This window comes from Polaribacter sp. 2305UL8-11 (genome assembly GCF_058147165.1).
In genome coordinates, this window is the sequence record NZ_JBYVJW010000008.1 from 171160 (window position 1) to 190300 (window position 19141).

14 protein-coding genes are annotated in these 19141 nt (G+C 29.4%); 9 read left to right on the plus strand and 5 right to left on the minus strand.

What is annotated here, in order from left to right; translation table 11 throughout:
• Positions 1-4 precede the first annotated feature (4 nt).
• Positions 5-2053 (plus strand): M16 family metallopeptidase, encoded by a 2049-nt coding sequence (locus tag ACY2RW_RS09455; RefSeq protein ID WP_490122477.1) that lies wholly within the window; start codon positions 5-7, stop codon positions 2051-2053.
• An 82-nt stretch (positions 2054-2135) separates the two neighbouring features.
• On the opposite strand, the gene ACY2RW_RS09460 is transcribed toward ACY2RW_RS09455, so the two are convergent.
• The gene (locus ACY2RW_RS09460; RefSeq protein ID WP_490122478.1) at positions 2136-3011 is read right to left on the minus strand and encodes a DMT family transporter; all 876 of its coding nucleotides are present in this window, start codon (positions 3009-3011) and stop codon (positions 2136-2138) included.
• A gap of 127 nt (positions 3012-3138) precedes the next feature.
• Here ACY2RW_RS09460 and ACY2RW_RS09465 point away from each other — a divergent pair, with 127 nt between their 5' ends.
• Positions 3139-3579 (plus strand): cation transporter, encoded by a 441-nt coding sequence (locus ACY2RW_RS09465; protein ID WP_490122479.1) that lies wholly within the window; start codon positions 3139-3141, stop codon positions 3577-3579.
• Between the two features lie 62 nt (positions 3580-3641).
• Here ACY2RW_RS09465 and ACY2RW_RS09470 read toward each other — a convergent pair whose 3' ends face one another.
• Positions 3642-4817 carry a hypothetical protein gene (locus ACY2RW_RS09470; protein ID WP_490122480.1) on the minus strand — a complete coding sequence of 392 codons (1176 nt, stop codon included), beginning with the start codon at positions 4815-4817 and terminating at the stop codon, positions 3642-3644.
• 105 nt (positions 4818-4922) lie between these two features.
• On the minus strand, positions 4923-7640 hold the full coding sequence (locus tag ACY2RW_RS09475) for a TonB-dependent receptor (RefSeq protein ID WP_490122481.1): 2718 nt from the start codon (positions 7638-7640) through the stop codon (positions 4923-4925).
• A 471-nt stretch (positions 7641-8111) separates the two neighbouring features.
• Here ACY2RW_RS09475 and ACY2RW_RS09480 point away from each other — a divergent pair, with 471 nt between their 5' ends.
• Positions 8112-10364: an inorganic phosphate transporter gene (locus ACY2RW_RS09480; RefSeq protein WP_490122482.1), complete on the plus strand. Its 2253-nt coding sequence runs from the start codon at positions 8112-8114 to the stop codon at positions 10362-10364.
• Positions 10365-10388: 24 nt separating this feature from the next.
• On the opposite strand, the gene ACY2RW_RS09485 is transcribed toward ACY2RW_RS09480, so the two are convergent.
• Together ACY2RW_RS09485 and uvrC are read right to left on the minus strand one after the other, a co-directional pair.
• The gene (locus tag ACY2RW_RS09485; protein ID WP_490122483.1) at positions 10389-12587 is read right to left on the minus strand and encodes a patatin-like phospholipase family protein; all 2199 of its coding nucleotides are present in this window, start codon (positions 12585-12587) and stop codon (positions 10389-10391) included.
• Between the two features lie 2 nt (positions 12588-12589).
• Positions 12590-14380 (minus strand): excinuclease ABC subunit UvrC, encoded by a 1791-nt coding sequence (gene uvrC, locus ACY2RW_RS09490; RefSeq protein WP_490122484.1) that lies wholly within the window; start codon positions 14378-14380, stop codon positions 12590-12592.
• 179 nt (positions 14381-14559) lie between these two features.
• On the opposite strand from uvrC, the gene ACY2RW_RS09495 reads away from it, so the two are divergent.
• The 6 genes from ACY2RW_RS09495 to ACY2RW_RS09520 form a co-directional block, all read left to right on the plus strand.
• A complete protein-coding gene (locus tag ACY2RW_RS09495; protein WP_490122485.1) occupies positions 14560-14967 on the plus strand; it encodes a hypothetical protein in 408 nt (135 codons plus the stop codon).
• Between the two features lie 275 nt (positions 14968-15242).
• Entirely contained in the window at positions 15243-15617 is a 375-nt protein-coding gene (locus ACY2RW_RS09500; RefSeq protein WP_490122486.1) for a hypothetical protein, read from the plus strand.
• Between the two features lie 125 nt (positions 15618-15742).
• A complete protein-coding gene (locus tag ACY2RW_RS09505; RefSeq protein ID WP_490122487.1) occupies positions 15743-16549 on the plus strand; it encodes a sensor histidine kinase in 807 nt (268 codons plus the stop codon).
• The gene (locus ACY2RW_RS09510; RefSeq protein ID WP_490122488.1) at positions 16546-17226 is read left to right on the plus strand and encodes a response regulator transcription factor; all 681 of its coding nucleotides are present in this window, start codon (positions 16546-16548) and stop codon (positions 17224-17226) included. Before ACY2RW_RS09505 ends, ACY2RW_RS09510 begins: the two co-directional genes overlap by 4 nt.
• Positions 17227-17371: 145 nt before the next feature.
• A complete protein-coding gene (locus tag ACY2RW_RS09515; RefSeq protein WP_490122489.1) occupies positions 17372-17968 on the plus strand; it encodes a phage tail protein in 597 nt (198 codons plus the stop codon).
• Positions 17969-18068: 100 nt separating this feature from the next.
• A partial coding sequence (locus ACY2RW_RS09520; protein WP_490122490.1) for a DUF8693 domain-containing protein occupies positions 18069-19141 on the plus strand: 1073 nt, incomplete at its 3' end.

The window sequence follows — 19141 nt, forward strand, 5'->3', positions numbered from 1 at the left end:
AATAATGAAAACAAAGATATATTCAATCATTACATTATTATTTCTATCATTAAGTGTTTCTGCCCAAATAGATAGATCTAAAATGCCTGCATCTGGACCCGCTCCAAAAATTAATATTGGAACTCCAGAAAAATTTACACTTCCAAATGGTTTGCAAGTTTTAGTTGTAGAAAATCATAAATTACCTAGAGTATCTGTAACTCTTGATATTGATAACCCACCAATAGCAAAAGGTGATAAAAAAGGGGTTGAGCAATTTGTTGGTGGTATGTTAGGAACAGGAACTACAACAATGTCTAAAGAAGCCTTTGATAAAGAAGTAGATTATTTAGGTGCAAATATTAATTTTGGCTCAGAAAGTGCTTTTGCAAGCTCTTTATCTAAGTATTTTCCTAGAGTTTTAGAATTAATGGCAGATGCTGCTTTTAATCCAGTTTTTAATCAAGCAGAATTTGACAAACAAAAGAAACAAGCTTTAGATGCAATTAAAAATTCTGAAAATAGTGTTACTGCTATTGCAAGAAGAGTAGACCGTTTATTAACCTATGGGAAAAATCATCCTTTTGGAGAATTTACATCGGAAAAAACATTAAACAACATTACTTTAGAAGATGTAAAAGCTTATTACAACAAAGTCTTTAAACCTAATAATGCTTATTTAGTAGTTTTAGGTGATGTAGATTTTAAAACCGTTAAAAAACAAATAACTTCTTTGTTTAGCAAATGGCAAAAAGGAGAAATGATGGCTTCTAATTTACCAGAAGTTAAAAACCCTTCTACCACAGAAATTAATTTTATTAATATGCCAAATGCTGTACAATCTGAAGTTGCCATTATTAATGCTGTAAATTTAAAAATGAATGATCCAGATTATTATGCTGCATTACTAGCAAACCAAATTCTTGGTGGAGGTGGAACTGGAAGGTTATACAAAAATTTACGTGAAGACAAAGGATACACTTATGGTGCTTATTCTGGCATTAATGCTAGTAGATATGCTTCTCGTTTTAAAGCATCTGCGTCTGTTAGAAACATGGTTACAGACAGTTCTGTGGTAGAAGCAATGAAAGAGATTACTAAAATTCGTTACAAAAAAGCAGATGCGAAAGAACTAGAAATTGCAAAAGCTAAATATGTAGGTAATTTTGTAAGAAATGTAGAAAGTCCTGCTACTATAGCAAATTATGCTTTAGATATTTTACAGAATAATTTACCAAAAGATTATTATGAAAATTACTTAAAAAACATCAATGCAGTTACTTTAGAAGACGTTCAAAATGCTGCTATTAAATATTTTAAAGGAAATAAAGCTAGAATTGTAATTACAGGTAAAGGAATAGATGTGTTAAAAAACCTTGAAAAAACAGATTATGTTATCAAGTATTTTGACAAAGAAGGAAATCCAACTGTAAAACCACCAATGACATTACCAGTTCCTAAAGGAATGACCGCAGAAAAAGTAGTGAATAAATATTTTGATGCTATTGGCGGAAGTGATAAAGTAAAAGAGGTAAAAACAGTAATGATAGTTTCTAAAGCAACCATACAAGGCACTCCTTTAGTAATGACAACAAAAGCAGCTGCACCAAACAAAAATTTAATGACAATTGCTGTAATGGGTAATGTAATGCAAAAGAGCGTTTTTGATGGAGCCAAAGGTTACGAAGAAAGTAGAGGCCAAAGAAAAGATGTAACCCCAGAAAAAATAGCAAAAGCAAAAAAAGAGAATTCTGTTTTTAGTGATTTGGCTTACACCAATGCAGAAGTTGTAAGAATTGAACCTTTAGAAGGCAAAAATGCCATTGTTTTAAAGCATGGAGATAAAGAAATATTTTACGACATGGCATCTGGCTTAAAAGTTAAAGAAGTAAGAACCGTTAAAACACCTGATGGAAAAGAAGTAAAAGTACCAACTACTTTTTCTGATTATAAGGCTGTAAACGGAATTAAATTTCCTCATAGCATGGTTTTAAAATCTGGACCAATGAACTTAGATTTTAAAGTTGAAGAAATAAAAATTAACGAAGGAGTTACAGATGCAGATTTTAAATAATCAACCTTAAAAAAGATGTATCAAAAAGAGTCAAAATTTAGTTTTTGGCTCTTTTTTTATATTCAGATTTTAAAACGAAAAACTATTTTTTCTTATTCACTAAATAAACTCCTAATAAAATAACAATACCTCCAAAAATTTGAATGGGTGTTAATTTTTCATCATCTAAAACACCCCAAAAAATAGCCACAAGTGGAATTAAATAGGTTACTGAAGAAGAAAATACAGGATCTGAAATCTGCACCAACTTATTGTAAATCGTTTTTGCGACTCCTGTACCTACTATAGATAAAATTGCCAAATATCCAAGCGATTTTAACAATACTGGATCTTTAGTACTAAAAGTAGCAAAAAAGCCAGTACAGGCTAAGACTATAGTTGCAGGTATTAATAACAATAAAAAATTACCTGTTACTATAGAAAGTGCATTTAAATCGCTCAAATACTTTTTAACCATATTTGCGTTTAATGCATAACCAACAGAGGCTATAATTATTAAGAAAGCAAACCAATAATTTTGATTTGGGTTTACTTGAGCACCTTTTAAGATTAAAATTAAAGTACCTATTAAACCAATTAAAATTCCATATAATTGACTTCTTTTAAACCCAAAACCAAAAAAAATTGCCCCTAAAATTAAGGTATTAAATGGTGTTAAAGAGTTTAAAATAGACACAACAGCACTGTCTATTGTTGTTATGGCATAAGCAAACAAAAAACCCGGAATAAAAGTACCAGCCAGAGCTGTGTAAACTATATATTTATAATGTTTTTTTTGAATTTTTTGTAAAGATTTTGGTGCAACAGAAAGCAAAAAAACAGCCGTAAAAATCATTCGTAAAGCACCCAATTGTATTGGTGTAACTCCTAAAAGTGCTTTTTTCATCAAAATAAAAGAACTACCCCAAACTACAGAAAGAATAATGAGATAGAGCCATTTTTGTTGTTGATTCGTCATTTTTGAAGTTTGTTTAGCACAAAAATCCGACAAATCTTTAAAAGTGAACTCTTATATTCATAAATTTGCACAATATTTTAATAATTAAACTTGATGCCATTTTTAAATGGATGTAAATATCAGCAATATGAAAACTAAAAATTTACTATTCTCAATCGCAATTGCCTGTTTTGTTTTAATAGGATGTAAAAATGAAACTAAAAAAGATGTTTTACCTGTAAAAAAAGAAAATGTTTCTTTAGCCATTTCTGGAATGACTTGCGAAATTGGTTGTGCAAAAACTATTCAATCTAAATTGTCTAAAAAAGAAGGTGTTTTAAATGCGAAAGTTGTTTTTACAGACAGTGTTGCTACTGTAGAATTTGATGCTAACAAAACATCAAAAAAAGATTTAATTGCTTTTGTTGATGGAATTGCAGGAGGAGATTTGTACAAAGCTACTGAAGCTTCTAAAAAAGTTCATGCTTGTTCTGATGCTTGTAAAGAAAATTGCGAACACAAAATGGGTGCCAAAAAAGAATGCAAAGAAGATTGTAAAATGGCTTGTTGTACAAATAAAAAAAGCTAACTATTATTTACAAAAATAGCAGGCTCTTGGCCTGCTATTTTTGTAAAATAATTTTCTTTTTCTTAAAAATTATATCCTGTCCAAGCAAATACAGATTTATCTGCTCCACCAGAAGTACCAGCAGAAGTAGTTATTGTAGCTCCACCAGAAGTTGTATTTTTATTATCTGTAATATCTAAACCATTTGCAGTGTTACCTACAGCAGTAATTTTTGTATTATCGTTTGCATCTGTTTTACCATCTTTTAAATCTATAAAATCTGAATAAGTTGCTCCAGCTCCTAAAGCTACATAAGCATTTGTAATAGTTGCAGTTGCACCTCTTCTTACTTTTATAGCATCAGCCATATTTACGCCATTTCCATTATTAATAATCGTTAAACCATTAACTATAAATACAGATTGAGCAATATCTGTTGGTGTGTTTCCATCTAAATTACCATCTGCTTCTATACCTCTTGGATCAGAAGTTACAGCAGTGTAATTTGCTTCTCTAATACCATATAAGTTTGTACAAGTACCTGTGTAACCTTGTGTAAAATCGAACATGTCATCTTTAGCATTAACCACTAAAATATTAGATGCATTTACAGAACCACCAAAGAACTCGATAGCATCATCATCTCCATTTAAAATAGCAATGTTAGATATTGTTGTTCCAGAACCAACACCATTTAAAGTTAATCCATTGTGTTCTGCTTCATCATCTATTCTTGCTCCAGAATATTCTATTTTTACATAGTTTAAAATTCCTGAGTTATCAGCAGCATCATCACCACCAAAGAAAATAGAGTTTTTAACCTCTGTTGCTGCATTACTGCTTGCAGATGCTTGTCTACTTAATGGTGCTTTACCATTAATAATTATACCTCCCCAATCTCCTGCTTTAGGAATAGAAGCATTAGAAGTAAATAAAATTGGTTTTGCAGCTGTACCATCTGCAATAATTTTTCCTCCTTTTTCTACTAAAATGTACACATCTGTACCTCCTGCTAAAGCATTAATTCTTGTACCTGCTTCTATAGTTAAAGTTGCACCATCTTTTACTAATAATGCTCCTGTTAAATTGTGAGCAACACTAGCATCTAATGTTAAGTCTTTTGTTAAGTTGCCTGCTAAGTTTTGTGCAGTAGCTGTACCTCCATTGTTACCTCCTGAGTTTGCATCATCATTATCTAATGAACAACTAGATAATAGTAAAGTAGAAATTGATAAAATTGATAAAATTACTTTTTTCATTGTTTTGTTTGTTTATTGATTTTTTTAACTGCTGCAAAATTGCAGTATGTATGTTTCTTTTTTATTGGTTTTGTTTTAAAGAATTGTTACTAAAAATAGCTTTTGTTAAAAATCGTAAGCAAATCCTAAACTTAAGTTAACACCTCTTTTAAAATTACTTAACACTACATTATTTCCACTGGTAGAACTATCTCTACTTAATTGAAATGATGGATTTATGATATTAGTAGCTTTTAATTTAAGGCTGTATTTTTTTCCTAATTTTAATGATGAAACTAAATCTAGTGTAGGAATTCCTTTTTCTATAATGTTTTCAAAACCTCTTGTACCAATAGAGTATACTCTGTCTGAAAAATAATTGAATACTAAAGATGTTGTTAACTCACTTTCTGAATATTTTTTATTAAAAGTTACATCTGCATTCATTAAAAATGGAGTTGCTCCTTCTAATTGACTAGATGCTTGTTGAAACTGTGCAATAGAGTTTGTATCTAAATTTACTTTAGAAAATAATACAGATGCATTTAATCCTGCATTTAAAGAAAATTCATTTTCTACAGTATCATCACTTTTTAAAATATTTTTGCGTGCTTCTAATTCAAATCCTAAAATAGAAGCATCATTTCCAACATTTAAATATGTTAGTGTATTACCTCCAGAAGGTATTTCGCTTCTTGCAATTGGGTTTTGAATGTATTTGTAAAAACCAGTTAAAGAAACTAATTCTGAAGAAGAAAAATAGTATTCGTACTTCGTATCTATATTATAATTTTCTGATGGTTTTAAATTTGGATTACCTTGTGATGAAAAGTTTACATCTTGGTATTTAAAAGGGGCAGTTTCTTTAAACTGAGGAAATGTATACGTTTGACTTCCTGCAATTCTTAAAATACTATTTTCATTAAAATTATACTTAATGGTAAAACTTGGTAAAATATAACTTCTATCTATTTCTGATGGTCCATCTATACTGCTTGCTGCAATATTTGTGTCATAAGTTACTCTTTGATGATTTCTCTCAAACTTTAATCCTCCAGAAACAACTAAATCTTCATTAAATTGATAAACAATGTTACTAAAAACACCTGTGATTAATCTTTTACCTCTGTATGTAAAAGGATCAAAAACACGTACGTTTCTACCTCTACCAGTTTCCATTACAAAAACTCCATTATCTATAGAATTTTGATTAAAAACTGCATCAGGATTGTCTATTGTTATTGGAAATCTTTGAGAAAAACCATGATTAAAGATTGTTGCTGCAAATAAACGCTCTGTATATCTATAATCTGCACCAAAATCTAAAATACTTTTATCATCTTCATCTTCTTTTAACTTGTAAGTTAGTTTTGCTTTTGCAGCATAATCATTTTCTTGTAGTTTAGAAAAATAACGCTCATTTTCTCCTGCAGAACTTGTTTGTGGGTTGTAAAACCCATCACGTAATAAGTATTTATTTGTTCTTCTATCTGGCTCATTACCTCTAATAAAGTTTAAAGATCCCTTTGCTTCTAATTCTAATCTATCAGAAATAGTATAGTTTCCTAAAAGCTGATTTACATACAACTCATTATTATTGGTTTGTTGCCTTCTTTGAAATTCTAAATCTCCATCATCTTGAGGGTCATCTTTACCAAAGTAATCTCCAATAGATTGTTTGTTATTATGAATAAATAGGTGGTTGTATGCAATTGTGTAATCTTCTGTTTTAAATTTAACATTTCCCATTAATAATTGAGAAACGTTATAATCATATTTAGAAAAATCTTGATCTTTAAATGGTGCTACACTTCCGTCTGTAGTATTCTGTTTAATGTTTCCTTCTACAAAATTGTATTTTGCATCAAAACTACCCACAAAAAAATAACTTAAAGTATTTTCTTTACCAACATCATATTTTCTTCCATATTTAAAAGAAAAACTATTGTTTAATTGAAAATTTTGAGATGCTGGCTTAAAAGAATTTCTAAAAGAATAGGTGTCTAAATCTGTTATGTTATGATTTAGTTTTTGTGTTCCAAATCTGTTTGTACCATCTATTGTTAAAAACTCTTTACTAACAGTTTGTGTGTTAGCTCCTAAAGAAAAGCCTAAACTAGCTTCTTTATTTTTAATTACTTCTTTAGAAACAATATCTACATTGGCTCCACCAACATCTCCATTCAAATCTGATGTAAACACTTTATTTACTCCTATATTCTTTATAATACTTGTGTCAAAAAAATCTAAAGAAATGTTTTTATATTCTGGATCTTCAGAAGGTAAAGGTAAACCGTTCATTGTAGTAGAATTATATCTATCTCCCAAACCTCTTACAATAACATTTTTAGAACCTTTAGAAACTCCTGCTGTTTTTGTAACTGCTCCTTCTGCATCAGAAACTCCTTTTGTTGCTAATTCTTGTGCCCCAATTGTAGTTTTTATAGATACTGCTTTCTTTTGTTCTAAAATTAATGCACTTGTCTTTTCTTTACTTGTAGAGGCCTTAACAACAACCTCATCTAAACCAACACCTTCTTCTGCAGACATTAACTGGTTTATGGTTAAAATTTCTCCTTCTTTTATAGAAAAAGATTTTTCTACAGTTTTGTATCCTAAAAAACTAAACACAGCTATGTGGTTTCCTGCTGGTACTTTTAAAGTGTAGTTACCATCAAAATCTGTAGTTGTTCCAATTGTTGTACCTTTTATAATAATGTTTGCAAAAGGCAGAGGTTCATTATTCGCCTCTTTATCTGTTAACAAACCTTTTAATGTTCCTTTGCTTTGAGCTACTATTATTTGACTTAAAGCTAAAAAAGTAATAAATAAAAATTTTTTCATTTTAGTTGTATGATTTACTGGCGCAAAAGTCTATGTTATTTGTAAAGTCTATGTTATTTGTAAATTATGATTGTATTACAGAAACATTAACTAAAGGTTAATTAAAATATATTTGTTAACAGTTTATTAATTTGAAATAGGCGTTTTTAATTGTCTTTTTATTAAAAAATATTGCTACAGCCTAATTTTAAAAAGTTTTATTTTTTATGTTAAGTTGTTTTTTAAAAGATAAATTTTATACTCTCTAATTCACATTTTTTTTTAGTTATTTGCAAAAAGAAAAAAAGTCGAAATTGAGATTTTAAATCTCAAAAATATTCGCATCATGTTAATAAAAAATGTAAATAAAGCCAGTAAAAAGTTATTTAAACTGCAGGTAGAAGTACATTTACAAACAATATAATATAACGTAAAGGTAACATACACAATATTCTGTGTTTGTAAATTTGCAAACTAATTTAACTAAACAAAATGGGAGATCCATATATTTTAATGCTTGTTGCATTGGCTGTTTTAGCAGTTGTAGACTTGGTTGTTGGTGTTAGTAATGACGCTGTAAACTTCTTAAATTCTGCAATTGGCTCTAAAGCAATATCTGTAAAAAATATTATGATAATTGCTAGTTTAGGAGTGTTTTTTGGAGCTGTAACTTCTAGTGGAATGATGGAGGTTGCACGTAAAGGTATTTTTAATCCTAGCATGTTTATGTTTCAAGACATCATGTTTATTTTTATGGCAGTTATGATAACAGATATTTTACTGCTAGATATTTTTAACTCTTTAGGAATGCCTACCTCTACAACAGTTTCTATTGTTTTTGAATTGCTAGGAGCTGCTGTATGTATTTCTTTAATCAAAATTTCGGCTAATGACTCACAGTCTATTACAGATATTTGGAACTACATTAACCATAAAAAAGCATTAGAAATCATTAATGGAATTTTACTGTCTGTAGTTGTTGCGTTTTCTGTTGGGGCAATTGTACAATTTATATCTAGATTAATTTATTCTTTTAATTTCGAAAAAAGAGCAACGTATATAAATTCTCTTTTTGGGGGTTTTGCAATTACAGCCATTACCTATTTTATTATAATTAAAGGAATGAAAGGAACTCCCTTTTATAACGATGTAAAATACTTAATCGAAGGCAATACACTTTTAATTATTGCAGGAAGTTTTGTGATTTGGTCTATAATTTCTCAATTTTTAATCCAAGTTTTTAAAATAAATATTTTAAAACTAATTATTGGTGTAGGTACATTTTCTTTAGCCATGGCTTTTTCTGGAAACGATTTGGTAAACTTTGTTGGTGTACCAATTGCTGCCTGGAATTCTTACCAGTCTTGGGAAGCTTCTGGTGTTACTGCAGATGCTTTTTCTATGGAAGTTTTAGCAGAAAAAGTGCCTTCTAATGTTTGGTTATTACTTGTTGCTGGAGCAATAATGGTGGTAACTTTATGGACCTCTAGCAAAGCACAAAATGTAATAAAAACTGGTATAGATTTATCTAGACAAGGAGATGGACATGAAAAATTTCAACCCAACCCATTATCTAGAATTATTGTAAGAGTTTCTATGGCAATTAATACAGGCATAAGTTATATTATACCAAAATCTACTTTAAACTTTATAGATTCTAAATTTCAGAAACCTGTAATTTCTTTGCCTAAAGATAAAACCTACGAGTTGCCTGCTTTTGATTTGGTGAGAGCCTCTGTAAACTTAATTGTAGCTGGTATTCTAATATCTATTGCAACTTCTATGAAGTTACCATTATCTACAACTTATGTAACCTTTATGGTTGCTATGGGAACTTCTTTAGCAGACAAAGCTTGGGGAAGAGAAAGTGCTGTATATAGAGTGGCTGGTGTAATTAACGTTATTGGTGGTTGGTTTTTAACTGCTATTACAGCATTTTTAGCAGCTGCATTAGTTGCTTATTTAATTAGTTGGGATATGGTTATGATTCCTGTTTTATTGGCTTTAGTAGTTTTCTTAATTGGAAGAAACAACATTCTTCACAGAAAAAAATCAAAAGAAGTTAAAAAACAAGAATTTATAGAAAGAGTAGAATCTATAACTATAAATGGAGTTATTGAAGAAAGTGCAGATCATATTTCTGGAGTTATTAACAGAACCAATAAACTATATACCAATGTTGTTAACGATTTGGCAAATCATGATTTGAATAAACTGCGTAAAACAGATAAACATGTAGCAAAATTAAATGATGAGATTGATGGCCTTAAAGATGGTGTATTTTATTTTATTAAGTCATTAGATGATACTTCTGTGCAAGCAAGTAGATTTTATTTAATTGTTTTAGGATACTTACAAGATATTGCTCAATCTATTAGTTATATATCTAAAGCTAGTTACAAGCATGTAAACAACAACCATAAAAACTTAAAGAAAGGTCAGATAAAAGATTTAAAGAAAATAGATATAGAATTGTCTACTTTATTAACCAAAGAAGCTCAAATTTTTGAAGAAAGAAAATTTGACGATTTAAATGCGCTTTTAATAGAAAAGAACGAGTTGTTAAAGAATGTTTCTAAATCTATAGAAAACCAGGTTACAAGAATTAGGTCTGATGAAACAAGTCCAAAAAACACAACCTTGTATTTTAGTATTTTATTAGAAACTAAAGATTTAATAATTGCTTTAATGAATCTTTTAGAAACGTATGAAGAATTTTATTTAAGTACAAAATCTAAAAAATAATACTTTTTAGAGTGCCTTTTTGTATTAAAACCAAAAACCTAAATTAAACAACCAATGACCATCTTTAACATCTGGTGTCCAGCTATATTTTAATTCTATAGGGCCTATAAAAGAGTCGTAACTATAACCAACTGCGTAACCAGATTTTATATTATCAAATAATTTAATATTTTTAAAAACATTATCATCTAACCTTGCATAATTTGCTATAAATGTTAGATAATGTTTGTTAGCCATTCTATATCTTAAATCAAATTGAGTTTTTACAAAAGAATTATCAGACAATTCTGCAAATTCATAACCATATAAAGATATAAATGTGTTAATGTAATTTTGGTTATAATCTCCTAAATAAAAATCGAAAATATTTGATGTTGGATTTCCTATAGTAAAACCAGCTTCGTTGGTATTTTGAAACGTTAATTTATCCCAAAATGTAGTTGCAAAACCAATAGTACCTTTTGCTTGTGAAAATTGTTGAAAATTGTTGTTATAATCTGATGATGATAAATACCATTTAAAGTTTAAGTCTGCAAAATAACCTTTTGTTACAAAGTATCTTTGGTCATAAGTATCTAGCTTCAAATATCCAAAAAGGCTGTAATAATTACTCCTATCAATAATTTTTTCTGTATTGGCTTGTGAGGCTAGAGTTTCTGTAGAAGCTTTTATCCATTTATGTTCTAACCCTAAACCTAATGCAAATTTTCTATTAAATGTTGTTTGAAAAAAAGCTTGGTTTGTAAAATCTGAGTAACTTAAATTTATTCTACTAACAGTTGGTAAATTAGACACTTGATTAAATTTAGAGTTGCTTCTAAAATTATTATATCTAGACCTAAAACCGTAACTCACGTAAAAACCATTATCTACAAAATAATTTAAGTTATATCTTAAATTATCTCCCAAAATCATATCTAAAGACAATAAATCGTTATTTTTTAATAGTTTTTTTTGGCTGTAATTTGCTAAAACACCAGATTTATAAAGTAGATCATAATGTACTCCTAACTTAAGATTTGCATTCTCTCCAGATTCATCCAAATCAAAACTTAGTAAGTATGAACCATCTATTTTTTTTATTAAATTGTACTCTATTTTATTATAGTTTTTTGTAGCAGATAATAGGTATATTCTTTTTGTTAATTGTCTTCTTGATAAACTATCTCCTTCTTTTATGTTTAGTTTTCCTAACACATAAGACCTTGTGTAGTTTTCTATTCCAGAAATACCAATATCAGATATTAAAAGTTTTTTGTTGGTAAATTTTATAGGTTTGCGTTTTTTCTTGTGTGTTTGCTTGCTTGCAATATCTTTAAAAACATTTCTAAATTTTTCTGCTTCTTTAATCCCTTCTTTTAAGATTTCGTCTTTTTTATCAAAATCTACTACACTATATTTATATATATCTGGATGTAAATACACATCTATTTTTTCTTTTTCTTTTTTGCTCTTATTATACATTTGATAACTAACAATCTGGTTCATAATAGATATTGCAGAAGTTAACTTATCTTTTTCATAAAGTTTACCCTCTACATCTACACCTATTACAATATCTATTCCTTTAGATTTCATAATACTTACAGGAAAATTGTTGGCAACACCACCATCTACTAATAATTTACCATTTACAGAAACTGGATTTAATAAAGTAGGAAAAGAGCCACTTGCTCTTAGTGCAATAGGCAAAGAACCTTTTTCTAATAGAATTTCTCCTCCAGTTTCTACATCAGTAGCAATACAAAAAAAAGGAACAGAAAACTTACTAAAATCATTACTCCCATCTTTAGAGTCAAACAATTCTAATAATAAATTTAATACATTTTGTCCTTTAGAAACTGCTTGTGGTAATCCAATAGCTCCGTTTTTTACGGGCAAAGTAATTACTGTTTTTTCTCCAAATTCTTTATCAAAAAAGGGAGATGAACTTCTAGGAAGCCTATCTCTAAGTAGCGTTAAGAAATCTGTTTCTAGAACAATTTCTTCAATTTGTTTTGCAGAATAACCAACTGCATACAAGCCTCCAATAATGGCTCCCATACTTGTGCCTCCAATATAATCCAATTGCAAACCAGCTTTGTCAATTTCTTTTAAAGCACCAATATGTGCAAAACCCTTAGCACCTCCTCCACTTAAAACCAACCCTACTTTTGGTTGTTTTTTCTGAGCGTTTACAAATAGGCTAATACTTAAAAAAAATAAAATAAATTTTCTTTTCATAATTACTTTTGATGATAATATTGGTGGACTTTTGTTGCTCTGGCTTTACCTATTAAAGCTATTAAGTCTTCTAAAGAAGCTTCTTTTACTCTTTTAGCCGATTTAAATTTACGTAATAAAGTTGTAATTGTTTGACTACCAATAGTAGGAATTTGTTCTAATTCAGATTTTATGGCACTTTTACTTCTCTTATTTCTATGAAATGTAATTCCAAATCTATGGGCTTCGTTTCTTAAATACTGTGTAATTTTTAACGTTTCCGATTTTTTATCTAAATACAAAGGTATTGGATCTCCAGGATAATAAATTTCTTCCAAACGTTTTGCAATACCAATAATGGCAATTTTACCACGCAAACCTAACCTTTCTAATGCTTTTAAACCAGATGAAAGTTGTCCTTTACCTCCATCTACAATAATTAATTGAGGTAAAGGTTCATCTTCTGCCAACAAACGCTTGTATCTTCTATACACAACTTCTTCCATAGAGCCAAAATCATCTGGTCCCTCTACAGTTTTTATGATGTAATGCCTATAATCTTTTTTACTTGGTTTACCATCTTTAAAAACCACACAAGCAGCCACAGGATTTGTTCCTTGTATGTTAGAATTATCGAAACATTCTATGTGTCTTGGTTCTACAGAAAGGCGTAAATCTTTTTGCATTTGCGCCATAATTCTTTTTGTATGCCTGTCTGGATCTACAATTTTAATTTGCTTAAATTGCTCTTGCCTGTAGTATTTCGCATTTCTTTCAGATAGTTCTACAATTCGTTTTTTATCTCCTAATTTAGGAATTGTTACTTTAATATTTTCTCCTAAAGCTACTTTAAATGGCACATAAATTTCTGGAGATTGGGAGTTAAAACGCTGCCTTATTTCTACTATGAATAACTCAAGCAATTCTCTATCAGATTCATCTAACTTTTTCTTGATTTCTGTGGTATGAGATTGGATGATAGAACCGTTAGAAATTTTTAAAAAGTTTGCATATCCATGCGTTTCATCAGAAATAATAGAAAAAACATCTACATTATTAATAGATGGATTGATAATGGTAGATTTTGCTTGATAATTATTTAACCTGTCTAGTTTTTCTTTAATTTTTTGTGCTTTTTCAAACTCCATGTTTTCAGAAAAAGTAAGCATCATTTTAGTAAATCTATCTAAACTTTCTTTAAAGTTTCCTTTAATAATATTTCTTATTTCTTTGATAGATTCATTATACTGTGCTTCTGTTTCTAAACCTTCGCAAGCGCCTTTACAATTTTTTAAATGATATTCTAAACAGACTTTATACTTGCCTTCATTAATATTTTTTTGACTCAAATCATAATTACAGGTTCTTAAAGAATACAACTCTTTGATTAAGTCTAGTAAAATTCTAACTGTTTTTACAGAAGTATAAGGTCCAAAATACTCAGAGCCATCTTTAATAACTCTTCTTGTTAAAAATATTCTTGGAAAACGCTCTTTTTTAATACACAACCATGGGTAACTTTTATCGTCTTTTAATAAGACATTATACTTGGGTTTGTATTTTTTTATTAAATTATTTTCTAACAGTAACGCATCTGTTTCTGTATTTACAACAATATGTTTTATGCGAACAATGTTTTTTACAAGGACACGAGTTTTACCATTCTCATGTTTTTTTGTGAAATAAGAAGTTACTCTTTTCTTTAAATTTTTTGCTTTTCCTACATAAATAATAGTATCATCTTTATCAAAATATTGATAGACTCCTGGAGAATTTGGTAAGGTTTTTAATTGTAGTTCTAAAGATGATGACATAGAACGAAAATACAAGTTTTTAAATACATTCCATAGGAAAACACCTATAATAATTAGCTTTAAACTAAGTAAAAACCCCTGTTTTTAAATTAAATTTTGGGTATTAATACTACAATTCATCTATTTTATATATTTTTAGACTTTAACCAAACTTAAATTTTAATAAAAAATTAAACATTATGGCACAACCAAACAAAGGACCTAAACCAAATCCAAGAAATACAATTAGTTTAAAAACTGCAAAAAAATGGGCTAAAGAGTGGAGAGATGATGAAGCTTCTTACAACAAATATTTTGAGTGTAGGGCTTTTAACATTCCTAAAAAAGATTTAATTGAAGTATTACAAGAAGATGGTGTAGAAGGTGTTAGAGCTTATATTGGAGTAGAAAAATTAAAAGTTGAAGGTGAAAATGTTTTTATTGAAAAATTAATGATTGTTGGTGTTGATAAAAACGGTAAAGACATGCTAAAGTTATCTTCTGAAGACACAGATGTGTTAGATCCAGAAGGTGGAGAAATTTATGATTTTACAGATCCTTGTCCTGCTACCTGTGATGATGGAAGTCCATTAAATGGTAATGGCTAATATTTATGGATATATATAAGTTAATTATATATGTAGGTCATTTATTTTTGGCCATTAATACATTTTTATATTTTAAAAGCTATCGAAAATTTTCGGTGGCTTTTAAAATTATATGTTATTATCTTTTAGCAATACTCATTATCCAAATATGGTCTTCTTATTTAGCTTATTATAAAGAACCTAATTTATTTTTATCGCATTATTATTTTGTAGTACAGTTTCTATTTTTAAGCTTTTTTTATAAAAATATTTTTGAAAAAGGCATCAAAAAAAAATTGGTAAAACTCTTTTTGGTACTTATTCCCATTTTTATCATCATTATTTATATTATTAAACCAGAAGAATATTTTAGATTTAATTTAACAGAGGTTATTATTACGTCTTTACCACTTATATTTTATGCTTTTTTATACTTTTTCGAGAATTTAGATTTTACAAAAAAATACATCTACTTAAATTCAGGAGTTTTCATCTATTTAATTTCTAGTACTTTTTTATTTGCTGTTGGTAATTTTATTATGGAAGCACAAACATCAAGAATTTTTAAAAGATACGTTTGGTTTATAAATAACATTTTATATCTCCTTTACCTAACACTAATCTTTATAGAATGGTATAAAAACTTTAGAAAGCCTGCAATTAAAGAATAAAACTATTTTTCTAAAAACAGGTATAAACACCTAATTTTTAAAACACTTATAAATCCAAATAAATTTCCATCTATCTTTACTTGAAATATTTTCATTACCTTAGTTTTGTCTAACCAAAACCTCTAATGGAAGAATTCTTTACCAAAGACAATCAAGTGATTTCAATAGTAATTATAGGAACTTTGCTACTTTTTCTAATGGCTGGAGCTTTACTTACGTTTTTCTTCTTTTCTAGAAAAAAAATAGTAGAGAAAGAGCTTGAAAAGAAAACTTTAGAAGTAAATCATCAAAAAGAGATGATAGAATCTATAATTGTAACGCAAGAAGACGAACGAAAACGTATTGCCCAAGATTTACATGATGATATTAGCTCTAAATTAAACGTAATTAATTTAAATGCAAATTTGCTTAAAGATGGTGAATTAAAACCAGAAGAATACGCTTTTGTAAACGATGCTATTTTAACTGCAACTGACAAAACACTAGAAAGTGCTCGTAAAATTGCTCACAACTTATTGCCTCCAATTTTAGAAAAATTTGGACTTAAAGAAGCCATAGAAGAATTGGCAGACGGATTTAGCAATAGTAGAAAAATTACTATAGATTACAATTTAGACTACCCAAAAGGGTATTTATTACCAGAAAAAGAATTGCATCTTTTTAGAATTGTGCAAGAACTCATTAACAATTCTGTACGTCATGGAAAAGCAATAAGGAGTAATATTAATATCAACATAAAAAACAATAATTTATTATTTACCTATTCAGATAATGGTATTGGTTTTGATTCCTCAGACCAAAAAAATCAAAAAGGTTTGGGTATGAAAAATATAGAAAGTAGAGTTTCTTTACTAGAAGCTAATCAACAAATAGAAAGCAAGCCCAATAAAGGTTTTAAAATAACGATAACCATCATAAATCCCTCCAAATGAAAAAAATAAATATTGCCATTGCAGATGATGAACAGTTGTTTAGAAAAGGTATTCGTTTTCTTTTAGAAAGAGAAGCCAATTTTAATGTCATTTTTGAAGCAGAAAACGGTCAAGAACTCATCGATTTTATTACTAATACAGAAGAATTTCCTGATGTTATTCTAATGGATTTAAAAATGCCAGAAGTAAATGGTGTAGAAGCCACAAAAGTTATTCATAAAGCACATCCAGATATTAAAATAATAGCATTAACAAGTTATGGTGGTAAATCTTTTATTACCAATATGATAGATGTTGGTGCCTCTTCTTACCTACTAAAAAATACAAGCCCTAAAATGGTAATCCATACTGTTAATGAGGTGTTTGAAAAAGGGTTTTATTATGATGAAAATGTTTTAAAAATTATTCATGAAAACATTATATCATCTAGTGGAAAACGTATTAAAAGCGATTTAGATAAAAAATTACTCTCTAACAGAGAAATAGATGTTTTAGAACTTATTTGCGAACAATACACTACTTCAGAAATTGCAGAAAAACTATTTATTAGTCCAAGAACAGTAGAAGGCCACAGAAATAATTTACTTTTAAAAACACAGTCTAAAAATGTGGCTGGTCTGGTAATTTACGGAATCCAAAAAAAACTAATAGAAATTACCCCAGATTTTAATCTTTAAAAAATATTCATTTCATTAAAAAGGGTATAAATACTTTACAAAACAGTATTTATACCCTTTTTACTTTTTAAGAAGTTGTTCTCTAAAATACAATTAGCAATAAATATAAATTTGAAATATGTTTAACCAATAAAATTTATATACTATGGATCCAATGTTAGCATCAATTATGTTATTCGCAGGAAATTTTGCCCCAAGAGGATGGGCTTTTTGCGACGGTCAATTATTACCAATTTCTCAATACTCTGCACTTTTTTCCTTGTTAGGAACAACTTATGGTGGAGATGGAAGAACTACTTTTGCTTTACCAGATTTAAGAGGTAGAGCCCCAATAGGGCCAAGAAACGGGCCAGGATTACCTTCATACAGATTGGGGCAAAAAGGAGGTGAGCCAACGCATACATTAATAACACCAGAAATGCCTTCTCATAATCATTTAACACAAAACTCTGTCTCACAAGATCAACATATTCTATTAAGTACTGATACTGCTGTTAACGAAACTCCTCTAGAAGGTGATATTCCAGCTGTAGGAAACGTTCCAGATGGTTTGGCTACTAAAGGAACAAAGAATTTTGGGCCTATAATTGCTGGTAAAACCGTAAATGGTCAAGCTTTAAGTGGTAATGCTGGTTTAACTGTTTTAAATAATGGTGGAAGTTTACCTCATAATAACATGCAACCTTTCTTAGCTGTCAATTATATTATTGCTACAGAAGGCATCTTCCCTTCAAGAAGTTAGGACTTGATAAAAAGAGAAAGAAAAAAACAGGTAAAAACACCTGTTTTTTTCTTTCTCTTTTTATTTATTTTTACTATCAAACTCATAACCAAGAAATATTATGAAAAAAATTACTTTTTTATTAATTTTATTAACCATTCAAGTGTCTGTTTCACAGACATTTAATTGGGAAACAGGTACTGATAATGGTACTAATGTTACAGAAACTTTAGGGGGTATTACTGCCACTGTTACTACTTCTAATAATGATGCTCAGCTAGTTAATGGTGGTGGTTTTGAGGGCTCTTCTGGAAATGTAGTATTTACACAAAATTCAGATACTAGTACTTCTATGACTATTACATTTAGCACTGCTGTTAATGTTTTAAGTATTTTCAACTTTATAGCAGATGCTGGAACTGGAGGTGAATCTAATATAGTATTTACACCTACTGGAGGCAGTAACTCAGTAGTTACAGAAGGTATTGCCCAATCTGCAGGTGAGGTTGTAACTCTTAATTGGACTAACATTACCGTTATTACAATTACTTTAAGTGGGGGTGGTCCAGAAACTTTTGGTATAGATGATATTGTATTGGGCGTTGCAACAACAGCACCAACAGTTACAACAACTGCAGCAAGTTCTGTTGCAAATACTTCTGCAACACTAGCAGGAAATGTAACCGCAGATGGTGGAGAGGCAGTAACAGGTAGAGGTATTGTATATTCCATTACAAGCGAAAATGCAAACCCTACAATTGGAGGAGCTAATGTTACACAAGACACAAACGGAACAGGAACAGGAGTGTTTTCTGAATCTATTACAGGTTTAGCAGCAGGCACTCAATATTCTTACAAAGCGTATGCAATCAATTCTATTGGTACAAGTTATGGTGCTGTAAATAATTTTACAACTACAGGAAAAGGTTGGACTGGAGCTACCAACACAAATTGGACTACAGCCAGTAATTGGAGCCCTAACTCAATACCTATAGCTTCAGATAATCTTGTAATACCTAATGTAACCAATAAACCTATAATTACTTCTGGCACCAATGCAGTTGCCAATAATATAACTATAAATACAGGAGCTTCATTAACAATAAACACAGGAGGCTCTTTAACTATGGAAGGAAATTTATCTCAAAATGGAACCTTTACTATTAATTCTGATGCAACCTCTAATGGTTCTTT